Origin of the sequence: Lacihabitans soyangensis (genome assembly GCF_024343775.1) — a bacterium.
Taxonomy (GTDB): Bacteria; Bacteroidota; Bacteroidia; order Cytophagales; family Spirosomataceae; genus Leadbetterella; species Leadbetterella soyangensis.
Map to the genome: position 1 here is coordinate 1 of NZ_RJUF01000173.1, position 16,719 is coordinate 16,719.

Annotated in this window: 12 protein-coding genes; 5 read left to right on the plus strand and 7 right to left on the minus strand. The window is 38.8% G+C overall.

Features of this window, described 5'->3' with window-relative positions; genetic code table 11:
- Both EGI31_RS15320 and EGI31_RS15325 read right to left on the minus strand, forming a co-directional pair.
- The coding region (locus tag EGI31_RS15320) for a DUF8696 domain-containing protein (protein WP_255038021.1) at positions 1-7,452 on the minus strand (7,452 nt) is incomplete at its 3' end.
- 370 nt (positions 7,453-7,822) lie between these two features.
- On the minus strand, positions 7,823-8,179 hold the full coding sequence (locus tag EGI31_RS15325) for a LytTR family transcriptional regulator DNA-binding domain-containing protein (protein ID WP_255038022.1): 357 nt from the start codon (positions 8,177-8,179) through the stop codon (positions 7,823-7,825).
- Positions 8,180-8,398: 219 nt separating this feature from the next.
- Here EGI31_RS15325 and rpe point away from each other — a divergent pair, with 219 nt between their 5' ends.
- From rpe to EGI31_RS15340, 3 genes are all read left to right on the plus strand, one after another.
- A complete protein-coding gene (gene rpe, locus EGI31_RS15330) occupies positions 8,399-9,046 on the plus strand; it encodes a ribulose-phosphate 3-epimerase (protein ID WP_255038023.1) in 648 nt (215 codons plus the stop codon).
- Between the two features lie 124 nt (positions 9,047-9,170).
- Positions 9,171-10,418, plus strand: coding sequence for an aminotransferase class I/II-fold pyridoxal phosphate-dependent enzyme (locus EGI31_RS15335; protein WP_255038024.1), 1,248 nt, complete (start codon positions 9,171-9,173; stop codon positions 10,416-10,418).
- Positions 10,419-10,556: 138 nt separating this feature from the next.
- Complete coding sequence (locus EGI31_RS15340; protein ID WP_255038025.1) at positions 10,557-10,736, plus strand: BF3379 family histone-like protein; 180 nt, start codon at positions 10,557-10,559, stop codon at positions 10,734-10,736.
- Positions 10,737-10,851: 115 nt separating this feature from the next.
- Here EGI31_RS15340 and EGI31_RS15345 read toward each other — a convergent pair whose 3' ends face one another.
- Together EGI31_RS15345 and EGI31_RS15350 are read right to left on the minus strand one after the other, a co-directional pair.
- Positions 10,852-11,268 carry a MaoC family dehydratase gene (locus EGI31_RS15345; RefSeq protein WP_255038026.1) on the minus strand — a complete coding sequence of 139 codons (417 nt, stop codon included), beginning with the start codon at positions 11,266-11,268 and terminating at the stop codon, positions 10,852-10,854.
- 36 nt (positions 11,269-11,304) lie between these two features.
- Positions 11,305-11,727, minus strand: coding sequence for a YybH family protein (locus EGI31_RS15350; protein ID WP_255038027.1), 423 nt, complete (start codon positions 11,725-11,727; stop codon positions 11,305-11,307).
- 38 nt (positions 11,728-11,765) lie between these two features.
- On the opposite strand from EGI31_RS15350, the gene EGI31_RS15355 reads away from it, so the two are divergent.
- Complete coding sequence (locus EGI31_RS15355; protein ID WP_255038028.1) at positions 11,766-12,632, plus strand: diacylglycerol/lipid kinase family protein; 867 nt, start codon at positions 11,766-11,768, stop codon at positions 12,630-12,632.
- Positions 12,633-12,808: 176 nt separating this feature from the next.
- The gene (locus EGI31_RS15360) at positions 12,809-13,144 is read left to right on the plus strand and encodes a translation initiation factor (protein WP_255038029.1); all 336 of its coding nucleotides are present in this window, start codon (positions 12,809-12,811) and stop codon (positions 13,142-13,144) included.
- Between the two features lie 32 nt (positions 13,145-13,176).
- On the opposite strand, the gene EGI31_RS15365 is transcribed toward EGI31_RS15360, so the two are convergent.
- From EGI31_RS15365 to EGI31_RS15375, 3 genes are all read right to left on the minus strand, one after another.
- Positions 13,177-14,625 (minus strand): peptide MFS transporter, encoded by a 1,449-nt coding sequence (locus EGI31_RS15365; RefSeq protein ID WP_255038030.1) that lies wholly within the window; start codon positions 14,623-14,625, stop codon positions 13,177-13,179.
- Between the two features lie 80 nt (positions 14,626-14,705).
- Positions 14,706-15,245, minus strand: a complete 540-nt coding sequence (locus EGI31_RS15370; RefSeq protein ID WP_255038031.1) for a GrpB family protein — start codon at positions 15,243-15,245, stop codon at positions 14,706-14,708.
- A gap of 124 nt (positions 15,246-15,369) precedes the next feature.
- Positions 15,370-16,716 carry an ABC transporter permease gene (locus EGI31_RS15375; RefSeq protein ID WP_255038032.1) on the minus strand — a complete coding sequence of 449 codons (1,347 nt, stop codon included), beginning with the start codon at positions 16,714-16,716 and terminating at the stop codon, positions 15,370-15,372.
- Between the last annotated feature and the right edge of the window lie 3 nt (positions 16,717-16,719).

Here is a 16,719-nt window from a genome sequence, read left to right on the forward strand (position 1 = left end):
CGTAAACGTAGTTGCATTTATCGGACAGTTATTCGCTGAGTTTGTTCCAGTTAAGTTAAATGTCAGCGTTACGTTGGCATTGGTTGTATTGTTTATTACAGGCAAATCTACGTTGGCTCCTGTTCCGGTGGTTGCTGACATCGTTACGCCCGCTGGTAATGTTCCTTGTAGCGTCCAAGTAAAGGTGTTCGTTCCTCCACTTGTATTATTCACAGTTGGCGTTACTGCGGCTGGATTTCCTCCACTACAAATTGATGGTATTGAAACAGTACTGAAAGTAATGGTTGGAAGAACTGTTATGGCAATTGTGAATGGAGTTCCATTACAACCGGCGGTAACTGGAGTTATTGTGTAAGTAACAATGCCATTCGAGCTTCCGTTATTGGTTAAGGTTTGAGAAATTGGGGCATTTGCACCAACTAAATTATCCGAATGGCCAGTTATTGTCCCTGCTGTAGGACTTGTTGTTATGGCAGCTGTCCAGGTGTAGGTTGTTCCTGCTATGTTTGAAGTTGGGGTTCTACTGAAACTTGATCCTGAACAAATAGTTTGCGGACCAGGATTTGTTATTGTTATTGTTGGTTGAACAGTTATGTCGAATGAAAATGGAGTGCCATTACATCCATTGGCAATAGGCGTAACTGTATACGTAAGAACACCGTTTGTAGTTCCTGAATTAGTTAAAGTTTGACTTATTGGTGCAGAAGAGGCAGTCGAATTATTGCTGCTTCCAGTTATAGAACCTCCAGTTGGTGCAGTAGTAACTGCAACCGTCCAAGTATATGTAGTTCCTATAATATTAGAGTTTGGTGTTCTACTAAAAGCTGTTCCCGAACAAATTGTCTGAGGTCCCGGATTGATAATGGCTATAGTTGGTTGAACAGTTATCGCAAACGTAAATGGAACACCGTTACAACCATTTGCAACAGGAGTTACGGTGTATGTAACTACTCCATTTGTTGTACCTGTATTGGTTAATGTTTGTGTTATGGGGGCGGCAGAAGCAACTGTGTTGTTAGTAAAACCCGTGATTGTTCCAGATGTTGGTGCCGAGGTTATCGCAGCAGTCCAAGTATAGTTAGTTCCTGTAATATTTGAAGTTGGAGTTCTACTGAATGCATTTCCTGAACATATCGTTTGATTACCAGGGTTGATGATCGTTATAGTCGGCCTCACTGTAACATCAAATGTAAAGCTTGCTCCAGGACAAATACCATTATAAGGAGTAACCGTATATCTCACCACAGCATCAACTGCGGTTGTGTTTGTAAGAGTTTGCGAAATTGGACCACTAACTGAAGTGGTTTGATTTGTATGTCCAGAAGAAGTTCCAGAAATTTGAGCAACTGTCCATCTATATTGTGTACCTGGAATATTAGAAGTAGGAGCAACCGAAAATGCAGTACCTGTACAAATAGTTTGTCCTGTAGCACTTGCCACTGGTAATGGAGTAACTATTACCTGCGTAGTTGCTGTAGCCGAACAATTATCAACATCTCTTGCTGTTACAGTATAGTTTGTTGTAGTCGTTGGACTAACAGATACCGTTCCACCCGTTGCTGTTGTATTGGTCCAGGTGTAAGTGTAAGGAGAAGTACCTCCGCCTCCAACTGCGGTCAACGAAGCACTTGATCCATTACAAATAGTAACTGGTGGGGTTACTGTAACGGTTACAGGCGGTACAATTATTTGAGTTATTTGACTAGTAACAGAGCAGCCTGGATCATTGATAGTTCCCAATGTTGTTGAAAGTCGAATACGGTAAAGTTTACCACTTAAAGCCGAGACAATAGGTGTAGGCAAGTTTACAGAAACATTCATAACACCGCCAGAATAAGTACCTTGAGCTGGAGCGGTGGTTTGCGTCCAAGTTACTCCGTTATCATTACTTTCCTCCCATTTATAAAAATCGTACTCACCATATGGGTCAGCGATAGTCGCAGAAATAGTCTCATTTGTACCTCCTAAACATGCCACAGATTGGGCATTAAGTGAAATATTAAGTGGACATTTACTTACTTTAATATCGTCAATTATAAAGTTATTACCAAATCCACCTGGTGCTAGGTTTCTAATAGCAAATAATGCAGAAGTGGTACTAGCTCCCGTTTTAAATGAAAATCCAACTTGTTGCCAATCATCTAGAACTTCTCCAGAAGATGCTCTGATAACACCATCAATAATAAATGAGACATTAGGCTTTATTGTTGACTCTGGTGAAATATTTCTTAGCCAAGCCGTAAAATTATATTGTGTATTAGGGCATAAGTTATTTATAAATTTTTCAACGACTATGTTTGGAGTATATCCGGCATTAACAACCATCATGTATCCATTTACGTCACCAGGCGTATGGTCTTCAGTCAATACTCTCCACCAGCCAGTTGCTTGAGTGGTTGAAAACGATTGTCCACCATTAGGACCACCACAGTTTGTATTGTTTGTTATCGAATAAAATCCATCCCAAGGAGCAAAACACGTATATGTTGAATAGCCATACTGTGTATCTACGTAAACTGGACCGTTTTCGCTAGCTCCACTGCCAAAATCGCCATTTGGAAACAAGTTCGGAGATAAAGCATCGTCACATGTTGCAGATGGATTACAAGGAGTTCCACTATTCGGTACAACTACATATCTTTCAGAATAACAATATTCACCGTTTCGCGAAACCTTAACATAATATGTTCCTGGAATTAACCCAGTAATAGTATTGGCAGGTGACAAACTACTAACCGGAACAGATGTTGTGCCGAGTGTAGCCATCCATGAAACCTGATCTGTTGGATTGACACCATTCAGCTGAATTGCACCTGTTGCCGAATAGCAACCATTGGCCGGGGTAACCGTTTGCCCAGTAAAAAATGTACTTGTAGTAGAAACTAAAGTAATATTTACATTTTTACACACTGTACCACTAGCTACATCTCTTACAAAGAATAAGGAATTACCAACCGACATATTTGTGTAAGAAAAATTCCCTGTATTCCAGTTTACACCGTTTAAGCTGGTCTGAATTGCATTTGATGTAGTGATAGATACTGAACCTGTGTTTGTTGTACAAGCTCCGGGATTTGTAGGAACTATAACGAATTGACCTGTACAAATATCATCACAGTTGGTATCAATTGTCATATTCGTAGTAGCCGTATTGGTACATTGGTTGGCACCTGTGGCGGTTACTGTATACACTCCACCCATGGCTGCACTACTCACCAATACCAAAGGACTTTGCTGTGTACTGGTGAAGCCGTTTGCACTTGACCAAGAGTAGCCCGTTATTGGCGTTGGAGTTGTTGGACTTGGAGTTGCAGTTAGTTTAAATACCGAACCAATACAATGTACCCCAGTGTTTGTTACACTCAAAGTTGGCCTTGGCAATACCGTTATCATTTGAACGTTTGACTCTGCCGGTAAACAGCCATTACCACTTGCGTTTACAATTACTTTATAGTATCGGGTATTTTCAGTAACTGTCGGAATTACATAGGTATCAGAATTTCCTCCGGAAGCTACATTAGAGAATGTTCCAGCAGAACCAGTAGTTGAAACTTGCCATTGGTAGGTAAAAGGACCAACACCATTATTTATACTAGAATTGAGCGTATATACGCCATTCAAACAAATTATGGGATTACTTGGTGCTATAGTTACTGTTGTCTGTGGTACTATATTTAAAGTAATAGACTCAGAATACTGGGGTCCACAATTAAGTGCAGTGGAATTAACTCTTAGCCTGTAATAAACTGTTCCAGAACTGTTAGTTGGTGGGTTAAAGTTTAAAGATGTTGCTCCCGGAGCATCGCTCCAAGGATCAGAAAGAGAACTTCTTCGCTCCCATTGATAAGACGCAGTTCCTGTCATATTACTAACTACACCTTGTAGTTGTGTATTGCCATTAATACATACAGGTTGATTGGTAATTGTAGCTGTTACTACTGGAAAATCATTGGTTTGGATTTGAACAGGTGCAGGATAAAATAAACCACATGAACTAAAGTTAACAACCGCTCGATAGTATCTTAATCCTAAAGTGTCGTTGGTTATATTGTAAATGGCATTTGTAGCACCGGTTAAATTCCACCAGACAGAAGGACTTGAGCCTTCTTGCCATTGGAGGGAATGAGTACCACTCACACTTGTCACAGAAGTATTTAATGGCAGTATAGCGTTTAGACACACTTGGGATGAAACTGGAGTAGTAGTTACCACTCCAGGGTTCACCACCGTATAAGTAAAACTTGGCGAAACCGCATAAGAACAACCAACCCCCGACATGGTGGCAATAACCCGATAATAAAAAACACCCGCTACACCAAAATCAGGCGTATAATTTATGCTATTAACTCCAACATCGTACCAACCCGTTGAACCATCTAAAGACTGCTGCCATTGAAAAGAGATGGATCCTGTTCCATTTGAAACATTCGCTGTTATTCTCGAAGGAGTTCCGATACAGGTAACATTGCTAGCTGCTACTACAGTGGCAGTAGGGGCTGGTACCACCCTAATCCTAAAAGTATTTGATGTACCCGGTGAGCAAGAACCACCAGCTCCGTCTACCTCTAGGCGGTAAAAATTATTGTTACCAGGTAGCAAAAAGCTTTGAGTTAAGGTAGGACCAGTTGCCCCTGATAGAAAATTCCAAGAAGTACCATTTGTTGAACTATACCACTGATAAGAATAAGTTCCCTGAACATTCAGAGAAGAAGTAATAGTTGAAGAACCATTCACACATATCAAACTATCTACCGAAGTTATGTTAACTGTAGGACTCGACACTATATTTACTGTAACATTCCCCGTTGCAGTACATCCTGCGTTATCAGTTACTGTGAGAGTGTACGTTCTTGTTGAGTTTGGATTAACGGTAATTGTTGATGTATTTGGAAGACTACCTCCACCAGTCCATAAAAAAGTATAAGGTGCTACACCCTGAGTAGTTGAGCCTGATATTGGCACAGATATTTGGGCACAGGCCGTAATATTCGGAGACATAGTCAAACCACGCAATTGCCCATTATGAGCCAAAGTGACACTAGGCAAAACAATCGGACATTGAGTACCTGATGTCCATCGAGCTCTTAAATTATATATACCAGCTGGTAAATTAGGTATCGTATAAGTACCAATATTATCATTAACAGTGTAAGGATAAGTTGTTCCACCATCAATACTCAAACTTATTTGAGTTTGACTTGGATCATCTGTAATGTCAAAAGTTATCGAGCCATCGTTAAATCCACAATTTGGATTAACAAAGGTCCGAGTTACCACTGGATTAGCGACCACTGAAATATTAGTGGTATAAGTATTTGTACAGCCACTTACTGTAACTGATAGGGTGTATATACCCGCAGCTGCTGTACTTGCATTTGAAATACTAGGGTTTTGACTACTACTTGAAAATCCATTTGGCCCTGCCCAACTATAAGACCCTCCCGAAACATTCGTAGCAGTTAAATTAATTGATGCCCCCTGACATACTGTTAAATTGGAATTGGGTGTTGAGCTAAAAGATGCCGGCTGAGTAATAGTAATGGTGTTTGTAGCCGTACATCCATAAGAATCTTGCAATGTTACCGTATAATTACCCGCTGCTAGGTTTGAAAATACACCTGACGACTGAAAAGCTCCACCATTAATACTATATGTATAAACCGGAATGGTCAAGGAACTTGGAGTAAAAGGTCTTAAAACTGAAGATGGTAAAATCTCTGATGGAACTACTGTAGGCTGACCGGGCTTCGACCAACCAACTGCTAGGTTATCACCACCACCACCTTCCTTGTGCAATATCTCAAGGTAATAGATCTGACCAGCAGTTAGTGTAATGGCTACCGATCTTTGCGATGGAAACTTATTCCATTCCTCTTCATTGGTAAAACCCGACACATTTGCTCTTAAAACTCTACTACTAGGATCACTAGTTGTACCTATCCACAATTGACTATCATCATCCGACGAAATCCAAAAGTAATAAGTACCAGTTTCGCGTGGTACTAGATATCCAATCATTCTCGAACCATAATTGTCCAAGAAATTAGAAGGGGCCTTTGTTCTACTTATCAAAAAGTTACCATCGGGAGAATTGGGATAGTCTGGATTGGTAGTTGTATTGGTCAAATTAGAAACTGCACTTCCGCTCAAATTATCCCAATACTGATAGGTGATATTACCCAAACCTCCATTACCAAGTGTACCTGTAGCAGTGATTGTTCCATTATTTTGACCAAAACAACTTACATTGGTTCTTGTTACAGCAACAGCTGGTGGCAAACAAACTACGGGCGTTGCATCTACTGTTATTACTTTAGAAATACTGACCGAATATCCGTTTTTTGTAACTGTAAGCGTGTAAGTACCCGAGTTAATAGCTTGGGCGTTTGGAATACTTGGATTAGGCAAATTGCTCGTGAATCCATTTGGACCAGTCCACAGGTATGTCACTGGAGTATGCTCATAAACGGTCATGTCGTCCATTGCAAAATTATTACCTGTAGAGCCAGCTGTGAAATTCCGGACAGATATTACCACCGAACCAGTGGTAGTGGCTGTAAATGTAGTGGCCAATTCAGCCCAAGTTCCAGCCGGTGCTGTTAGATTCCCTGTTCCTAAAGGATTGTTATCTAAAAACCATCTCAATGTGCTCGGGGTACCGCCTGAATTAAAACTTCTTACCCATGCAGATAAATCATAGGTATTGCCAGCCACAATACTAATGGTCGTAAACCACATTCTCTGTCCCACAGTTCCCGGGGCAGTTACTGCAAAAAGCTCACCTCTTCCAAATCTATCGTAAAAGTTTTCATAACTAGAACCAAAAATATCAATAGGTCTATCTCCAATGTTATACCTTCCTTCAACATTACCCAAAGGCACGTCAGAGCTAAAGCCTGAATTACCATTTGTAAAACTTCCATTTGGAAGTTCATCCAGCAATAAATTTGGAAAACTACCAGTTTGATTAAGATTCAAGGTATTACCAGCTGTTATTACAACAGGAGTTGTAATGGTATAATTAGTTACTACTTTTGAAATAACATTAGAAGTAGCTTCAAAACCTGCCGTTTGTGATCTTACCAATCTTCTGTAGTAAGTGGTTACAGTAATTGGTCCAGGATTGTAGGTCTGCGAGTTTGTGCCAGCGATATCCGTCCAAGTAGTTCCATTGGTACTCGACTGCCAACGATATTCTATGGTACCATTGGTTGTAGTTGCTGCTGACACACTTGTGATCAAGGCCGGATCAAAAGGACCATTATTAATTTGATCACCAGCTATTTGTCCGGAGAAGTTTATTGGAGGAGCAGGTATGTAAGATTTTACTCTTGAAAGATTTTCCTTTGCCACCGCATGCCCAAAAACAAAGAAACCCCACGCCAAAATTATAGCGAAGGTAATTCTGTTTTTAAACAGGTTGGTAAAATTTCTTTCTAGTAAAATTTGCACAAATTCCGTTTTTTTTATGTGAGCAGAACGCTTTGGAGATTTTACTCTCTGAAACCTTCTTTAAACTTATCAAACGGAGGCAAAAAGTGTGCCAACAATTGAATCCTAAGCAATAACAAAACCTAATACACTTGAAAACAAACATTTACAAAAATAAAAACTTTTTAAAATGTATTATTTAATTATTTGTACATATATCTAAATATAATTTAATTAATAAAAAAAAAGGCCATTCGGAAGCATAATATCCTCCAAAAAGCCTTTTTCACCTTTAAAATTCGTTTATATACTATTAAATCATAATACGCTTGCTATCAATACATTAAATACAATATCAATACCTCCTCGTACTCCCAGAATCTATTTTAAACTAACCCTCATTGAGGTATTCAATAAGCCTTGAACCTAATCGCCTTGAAAGCTTAAAGACTTCACCTGTTGATAGTTTCACAGACTTAACGCCCTTTTCCTCCATTATTTCATCCACGAATTCAAGATTGAGCAAAAGCCCTTTTCTTGCAAGGAAAAAATTGCACTTTCCTTCTAATTTGGTGGTATAATGTTTAAGGGTAAATGATGAACAAATATAGCCCTTGTTGTTTAGCCTAATCATAGAATAATTACCAGCAAAGCTTTCAATATATTTGATGGTGTTGAATTCCACGGCTTTTTTGCCATAATTATAAATCAATTTCTCTGGGACCAAAGTGTTAGTAAAAGTGTTCATTTCAATTATAGTTTTCATTAAGTGCTGTAAAATTGCGAAAAGGCGGTGAAACATTTTAGAGTAAAATCCCCTGTTTAGTTCTTTCACTCAATCTAAATTATAACCTTCATAATTCGAAATCAAACGGTAATAAACGGTTAGTCTCAAAAACTGAGTGAATGGTATAAATTGGTAAATAATTGACAAATCAGTAAATTGCACCAAAAATCAGATTAATACATGCCTATCATAGCACCCTCCATGCTGGCCGCAGATTTTGCCAACATCCAAAGAGATACCGAACTCATCAATAATTCATTAGCAGACTGGTTTCATATAGATATCATGGACGGCGTTTTTGTTCCAAATATCAGTTTCGGTTTTCCGGTAACCGAGGCCATAAAGAAGCATGCCAAAAAGCCTTTGGATGTACACCTTATGATAGTTAGACCCGAAAACTACATTGATCAATTTGCCAAGTTAGGTGCGGCATATATCTCTGTACATTGGGAGGCTTGTCCTCATATTCATCGCACACTTGGACAAATTAAAGAAGCGGGATGTAAAGCCGGGGTGGTTCTAAATCCAGGCACTCCAGTGCACATGTTGGAAGAAATTATATCAGACTGCGACTTGGTCTTGCTGATGTCAGTAAATCCTGGTTTTGGGGGACAAAAATTTATACCTTCAACCATAGAAAAAGTAAGAAAACTGAAGCAAATGATAACAGAGGCCAAATCAGATACCATTATAGAAATCGACGGAGGAGTGAACTACGAAACTGGTAAAGCACTGGTTGAAGCAGGTGCAGATGCCTTGGTAGCTGGCAGTTATGTATTTAGCAATGCTGATCCATTAAAAACAATAGAAGGCCTTAAAAATCTATAAAACAATACATTATCCTGTTTTAAGGCAAAAATATTATCAGAGCCTTACTGTTATTCATTATTATTTAACCGAAAATTAGTAAATTTGCGGAATTTTTAATTACCATATATTCTAACAAATCAAAATGGTCGAAGATATTTTTGACAAAGTAGCAAATAACATGGGACCCATTGGATCTCATGCCCATTATTCTCATCACTACTATTCATTTCCTAAACTTTCTGGCGAATTGGGCCCATACATGTCCTTCAACGGCAAAAGAATGCTCAATTGGTCACTCAATAATTATTTAGGCCTAGCTAATCACCCAGAAGTCCGAGAAGCAGATGCCAAAGCCGCTGAAGAATACGGATTGGCCTATCCAATGGGTGCTCGTATGATGACAGGAAATTCTGAACTTCATGAGGAATTCGAAAAGCAATTGGCTGAGTTCGTTGGTAAAGAAGATGCTTTTTTGTTAAACTATGGTTACCAAGGCGTTATGTCGGTTGTGGAATCTATGGTGGATTTCAAAGACGTTATTGTATATGATGCGGAGTCACATGCATGTCTTATTGACGGTGTGAGACTACACAGAGCTAAAGGCGGCAAAACCTACACCTTCAAACACAACGATATGGAGAGTTTGGAGAAAAACCTTGTGAGAGCTACCAAGATAGCCGAAGAACAAGGCGGTGGTATAATGGTAATCACTGAAGGGGTATTTGGTATGTCTGGTGCGGTGGGTAGCTTAGATCAAATAGCAGAATTCAAAAAGAAATATAAATTTAGACTTTTGGTTGATGATGCTCATGGATTTGGTACTATGGGTAAAACCGGTGCCGGAGTACCTGAGCATTTTGGGGTTCAAGATGCAGTTGACCTACACTTCTGTACTTTTGCAAAATCTATGGCAGCTATAGGAGCTTTCATCGCAGCCAAAAAAGAGATTATCATGTATTTGAAATACAACATGAGGTCTCAAACTTATGCCAAGGCTTTGCCTATGCCATTTGTTTTGGGTGGAATGAAAAGACTAGAATTGATAAAAAAGAATCCTCAGTACAAAGACCAATTGTGGACAATTGTAAAGGCCCTTCAGGATGGTTTCCGTAGCAGAGGTTTTAATATTGGCAATACCACCTCACCTGTAACTCCTGTTTTGCTTCAGGGTGACTATGACTTGCCTACTGTTACCAATCTTATTAGAGATTTAAGAGAAAACATGGCTATTTTCTGTTCAATAATTGTTTACCCGGTGGTTCCAAAGGGTGTTATACTTTTAAGGGTTATTCCTACCGCTGTTCATACGCTGGAGGATGTTGAATATACCATGAATAGCTTTGAGGTAGTGAAGCAAAAACTAACGGATGGAGCTTACAAACCGCAGTAAAATGTCGACCAAATAAGATTATTACTATATAATCCTCAAAAAATGTAAGTTTTTTTTTGTTAAAAATATTTGAAATTAAAGTTTTTTCATAAATTGCACTGTGAATTATTTATTATACACTTAAACCCCTTTAAATTCATGGATAAGTATTCTGAACTTTACGACTTAGTTACTTCTTTGAAAGACGACTTCGACAAATTTTATGACAAGAAAAACAAAGCTGCCGGCACAAGAGTAAGAAAAGGCATGCAAGATGTTGGTGCTTGGGCTAAAGCCGTTAGAGCTGAAGTACAAGCAATGAAAAATGCTGGTATGTAATATCTGATATTATCTGCTAAAATATAGAAAAGCCGCCAATTGAAAAATTAGCGGCTTTTTTATTGGCCTATTTCTTTGAAAGTCCAGCCAAAGTTTAAACATAATCTAAGCCTTATCAATAATGCTCCTCATTCATCAGGGTACCAATTCCCCTGATAGTCATTTTCTTAGTTTCCTTGTTAATTACCTGCGTAGCTATCTGGGCTATGTGCCTTGCGGAATCCACACTTACCACCTCAAAAACCACCTGGTAGGGCGTATCTACGTGCATTGGTCTTAGGTATTCGGTCTCTTGTTTCATATATATAGAACCCGGACCGCCTGGTTTGCCCATACCCAAAAACCTTGTAAAAACACTACTGCTCAGATGCCCATGAATAATCGGCACTTTAAACTTTGTTGTAGCTGCATATTCGGCATCCAAATGTATAGGGTTATGGTCTCCTGTAAGATTGGCAAAAGCTATTACGTCTTCTTGGCTAAAACTAAAATCATGTTCAAATTTGGCCCCAACTGGTATCTTCTCGCTCATTGTTAATTTATAATGGTTCGTTGCAAATATAAAAATTTAGCTTGTATGGTCACTCACAATTACCCATTTTCCATTTATTTTTTTAAAAATCAAGGTAAAATATCCGCCAACATCACCTTTCTCTGGCCGGGTCAAATACCATTTACCCAATACCCAAGCAGATTTCTTGGAGTGAAAATCAACCTCAAGAATATCAAACTTCAACTGGCCCATGGTAGCCCTGTCTGGGTAACTTTTAAAATACCTATCCTTGGTAACTTGCCATCCTTTAACAACGCCTTTACTACCGATAAACTGTAGATTTTCCGATTTCCAATAGTCTTCCATAAACTTATCAATATCGCCCGAATTCCAATTGGCTTGCTGTCGGGCCATTATTTCAAGTATATCTTCTTTTTTTTGCGAAAAAACACCAAAACAAACCGTAGAAAACATTAAAATTAGAAATAGTTTTTTCATTTTTGCAGTTCAATTTTTCCCAAATATATCCAATTAAATTGAGCAGTCAAACTCCCGTCTTTATTATCAACCCCATAGCTGGTGCAAAAAAAGTAAACTCTAAAAAGCTCATAGAAGAATTCCTTTCTAACAACAAGCTAATGGGAATAATTGAAACAACCACAGAAAAAAACCATGGTAAAACCCTCACCAAGAAATACTTTGAAGAGGGATTTAGGCATTTTGTGGCGGTTGGGGGCGACGGAACAGTAAACGAAGTGGCCTCGCAACTCATAAACACTGAAGCATATTTTTCAATCATTCCTTTGGGTTCGGGCAATGGGCTTGCCAGAACACTGAAAATTCCGATGAACCCAAACGAAGCACTTGACAAGGTTTTTAATGGAAAAAAAAGCGTGATGGACATTGGGCTTATTAATGATCTCCCTTTTTTTTGTACGGCTGGTGTTGGTTTTGATGCCCATTGTGCCAAACAGTTCGCTACCGGGAACCACAGCCGAGGGCTATGGAATTATATAAAAGTCATTCTGTCTGGTTATTTTAGTTATCAAACTAACCAAAGTATATTTTGTGAGCAGCCTAAGGAGTATTTCTCTGTAACTTTCGCAAATGCCAATCAATTCGGAAACAACGCCTACATAGCACCAGACGCAGTTTTGGACGATAACCAATTGGATTGTACCATCATAGAAAAACACCCGAAGTGGTACGGAATGGTGATGGGTTATTTGCTGATGTCAGGTAAAATCAGGCAGTCTTCTTATGTGGAATATTACCGAGGTACAGAGTTCTCATTACGCCACAATGAAAAAATACTCATGCACATTGATGGCGACTACGTCGAGCCGTTTTCAGACAACATAATAGCACAAACGCTGCCACATGCTTTAAAATTAATTATTTAAAAATTGAGTAATTCCAAAATCTTAATCTACAAATCGAGAAAAACGAATTACTTTTTATTTTTATAACTATTTGAGGAAAATAAATATTTATGCATTTCACAGAACTAGGTTGAAAATATGAAGGACAATTATGATTTCTTTACATTATAGCTACCTAGCAGTAATATAAAACACATATGAAAAAAACCAAAAACCAAGGTGGTGTGGTTTATTCCACAAATCCAGATTTTGAATACGACAACTTCGATACCGAAGCTGAAACCTTACCAAATGATAAACAAAATTTCAAAATTTGGTTAGATAGAAAAGGTGGCGGCAAGGTAGTCAGCAGAGTGGAGGGGTTCATCGGTACCGAAGACGACCTCCAAGCACTCAAGAAAAAATTACAAAATGCCTGTGGAAGTGGAGGAACAGCCAAGGAGGCCGAAATATTGATTCAAGGCGACCACCGCGACAAAATACTGGCTTTTCTACTCAAGGAAGGGTATAAAGCAAAAAAAGCGGGAGGTTGACCTTCCCGCTTTCCTGTTTAATTCTGAAAATCTTATTCGATACCCCCCATCCATTTCTTGATAGGTTTGTATAAAAGTATAAATATCAAGCCTAAAACTACACCGTAAATACAAACCTGCATAAATAAATCCGGCATTTGCTGCACATTCTCTTCATTGAAATTACCCGCAAACAAGCCAGCAATGAGATTACCCAACGAAGCAGCTACAAACCATAAACCCATCATTTGGCTGTAATATTTTTTAGGAGCCAATTTGGTGTTACTACTTAGCCCCACAGGACTCAAACATAGCTCTCCAAGCGTATGAAACATGTAAGTAAACGTTAGCCAGCCCATACCTGCCATCGAACCGTCCAAGATGTTCTTAGCGGCAAAATACATAATTAAGAACCCAAGGCCCATTTGCAATAAACCCAAACCAAATTTGACGGGTGTGGAAGGATTCAGATTTTTCTTATTCAGGTAAATCCATAAAGCACCCACAGGAGCTGAAAATATCAAAATAAAAAATGAATTTGCGTTCTGAAACCACGAAGCAGGTAATTCCCAACCAGCCAACATCCTATCGGTATGTCTATCGGCAAAAATGGTGAGGGTAGTACTTGCCTGCTCAAATCCAGACCAAAAAAGAGCTGCACCAATGAAAAAGACAAACAATACGCCTACTCTCTTTCTCTCAACAACGGTAAGGCTTTTGTCCATAAAACCAATATAGGCGAAATAGAGTAGCGTAACGGTACTTATGATGTACTTCATTGACTGGGCCAGTGACACACTATCTAAAACACCAGTAACCACCAAAAGTGCCATAAATGCCAAGGCTCCAACTACTACATACAAGTAGGTATAGCTTGATTGTGCCTTTGGTTTATCGCCTAGTCCATCAAGATATTTGCCGTTCAATTTAAAGTTTATCAAACCAAAAAACATGGCAAAAGCAGCAGCTCCAAAGCCATAATGCCAGCCAATTTTCTCTCCCAAGTAGCCCACAATGAACATACCCAAAAAGGCTCCGAGGTTGATCCCCAAATAAAATATCGAAAAGGCGGCGTCACGTTTTGCTCCACCCTCTGGGTATAATTCCCCAACAATAGAGCTTATGTTTGCTTTCAATAAACCTGTTCCAACTGCTACAAAAGCCAAGCCTAAGAAAAACACGTACGTATTGCCAGGAATCGCTAATATTGCATGTCCTATCATAATCACTATTCCGCCCCACCATATGGCCTTTTTCTGGCCCAAAATATTGTCGGCAATCCAGCCTCCGGGTAATGTGAGTAAATATACCGAAGCCATGTAAAGTCCCATTATGGCACCTCCTGACTTTTCATCGAGACCCAAGGCCCCTTCAGAAGCACTTTTGGTAAGATATAAAAACAAAATGGCACGCATGCCATAATAGCTGAAACGCTCCCACATTTCTGTAAAAAATAGCACAAACAGGCCTTTGGGATGTCCAAATAGTTTCTTGTCGCTCATAATTGATTTTTGTTAGGGTTTTGAATTATTAGTTTGTATTTGATTAAAGTAAGTTTTTTATGTTTTCAGAAATTACATATTTAAAAGATCAATGATAAATTTCTTTCTTTTTCTATGATTGAATCTATAAAATCATTCACATGTCTTTCTTTGAGCTCAGCGTATAGCTTTTTATCCTGCCCGGCCTTCACAGCTAATTCATATTTCATTTCTTGGTACATCAGCCTAGCCCACTCATTTTTTCTTAAATAGTCCCTCGATAATAGATGCCTTTCTAAAGCTTTACTATGTGTAGGGCAAACATAAAAATGATGGACGATACTGTCCAATATTGGATTTGAGCGATTTCCTCCACGTTTAAAAACCTCCCGTTCCTTTATTCCCTGATTACCGTTGTGGTGGTACCCTCCCACTTCCAATCTGGCTTTTATTTTGTCAAACTCGGATTCATTTTCATAGATAACATCAATATCTATAATGTTTTTTGAATCCAGGCCTGGCACAGCGGTGCTACCAACATGCTCAATCCGATAGTTTAGTCCCGCTAATATCTTGTCAATTTCATTTTTAAGAGCATTAAAACTTTCAACCCAATCGGTTGTATATTTTTTTAAGAGCATATTACTGAAAATGACAATGAACAAACATACAAACGAAATCGAAAATCACCAAAAATTGGTCTAAACAAAAAATAGAGATTGGACTACTCCAAACTCTATTTTTCTATACCCTTAGGGTAATATTTTAGCTTTTATAAAAAATCCATTTACCCAATTCTTTCCAAGTTACTTTCTTGCCATACATCAAGATACCCACTCGATAAATTCTTGAAGCCAACCATGTAGTAAAAATAAAACCACCAATGAGTAACAATACCGAAACGACGATTTGCCAAACAGGTACCCCAAATGGTATACGCACCATCATAATTATAGGTGATGTGAACGGAATCATTGAAGTCCAAATGGCAAGATTGCTGTTGGGGTCGCGAATAACAAACTGAGCAATCATAAAAGCTGCAATTATCGGAATAGTTATGGGCAACATAAACTGTTGTGTGTCAGTATCGCTATCGACTGCTGAACCCACCGCTCCAAACAATGCACTGTACAAGAGATAACCTCCAACAAAGTAAAACAGAAACGAAACAATGATAGTAGTTAATGGCAAAGTATCCAATGCTCCAAAAAGATTTGGCATCATTTCAGCAGAAATCCCACCACCTTGTTGCATTTTTTCTTTAGCCATCTCCTGGGCCTCTGGTGGCAAACTCGCCATTTGAGCCTCAGTCATTGCATTTTTGGATTGCATCAGTTTGTCACCAACTAATTTGCTACCAAATGTCAAAACACCCGTCGAAAGGATAATCCAAAGACCAAACTGGGTAAGGCCAACTAAGGCTACTCCAACGATTTTACCTATCATTAACTGAAAGGGTTTTACCGAACTTATCAAAATTTCTACAATTCTGCTGGTTTTTTCTTCGGTAATACTACGCATCACCTGAGCTCCATAAATAAATACAGATAGGTATATTAAGAAGGCACAGATACCTCCAATTATAGAGGCTGCAGCAGCACTACTTTTCTTTTCTCCTCCTTCCTTCAAGCTAATAGTCTCAGACGAAACATCCATTTTGGCACTTTCTAACACACTTTTAGTTATGCCAGCTTCCGTAAGTTTTATAGTCTCTATTTCTTTCTCAATGGCATTCTCCACTCTCGACTGAAGCTCCAAAGTCACCCCTTTTTCTGAATAAATCTTGATATCTTTCGGATTTTCAAGAACATTGGCCGGAATATGAACCAAGGCATCAAATTCACTTCCTTTCAATGATTTCTTTAAGTTAGCAATATTGTCATCTTTGAAAACAAAAACGAATTCCTCTGAAGATTTAAATTTCCCTTTGAACAAGTTGCTTTCATCTAGCACCTCCACCTTCTTTTGGTTAACAGAGCTTATAGCCGCCCAAATAACCCCCGCGTACATCAAACCCATGAGCAAAGGGCCCAAAATAGTCATCACAATAAACGACTTTTTCTTAACCCGCGTCACATATTCCCTTTGTATTATTAGTAATATATTGTTCATAAA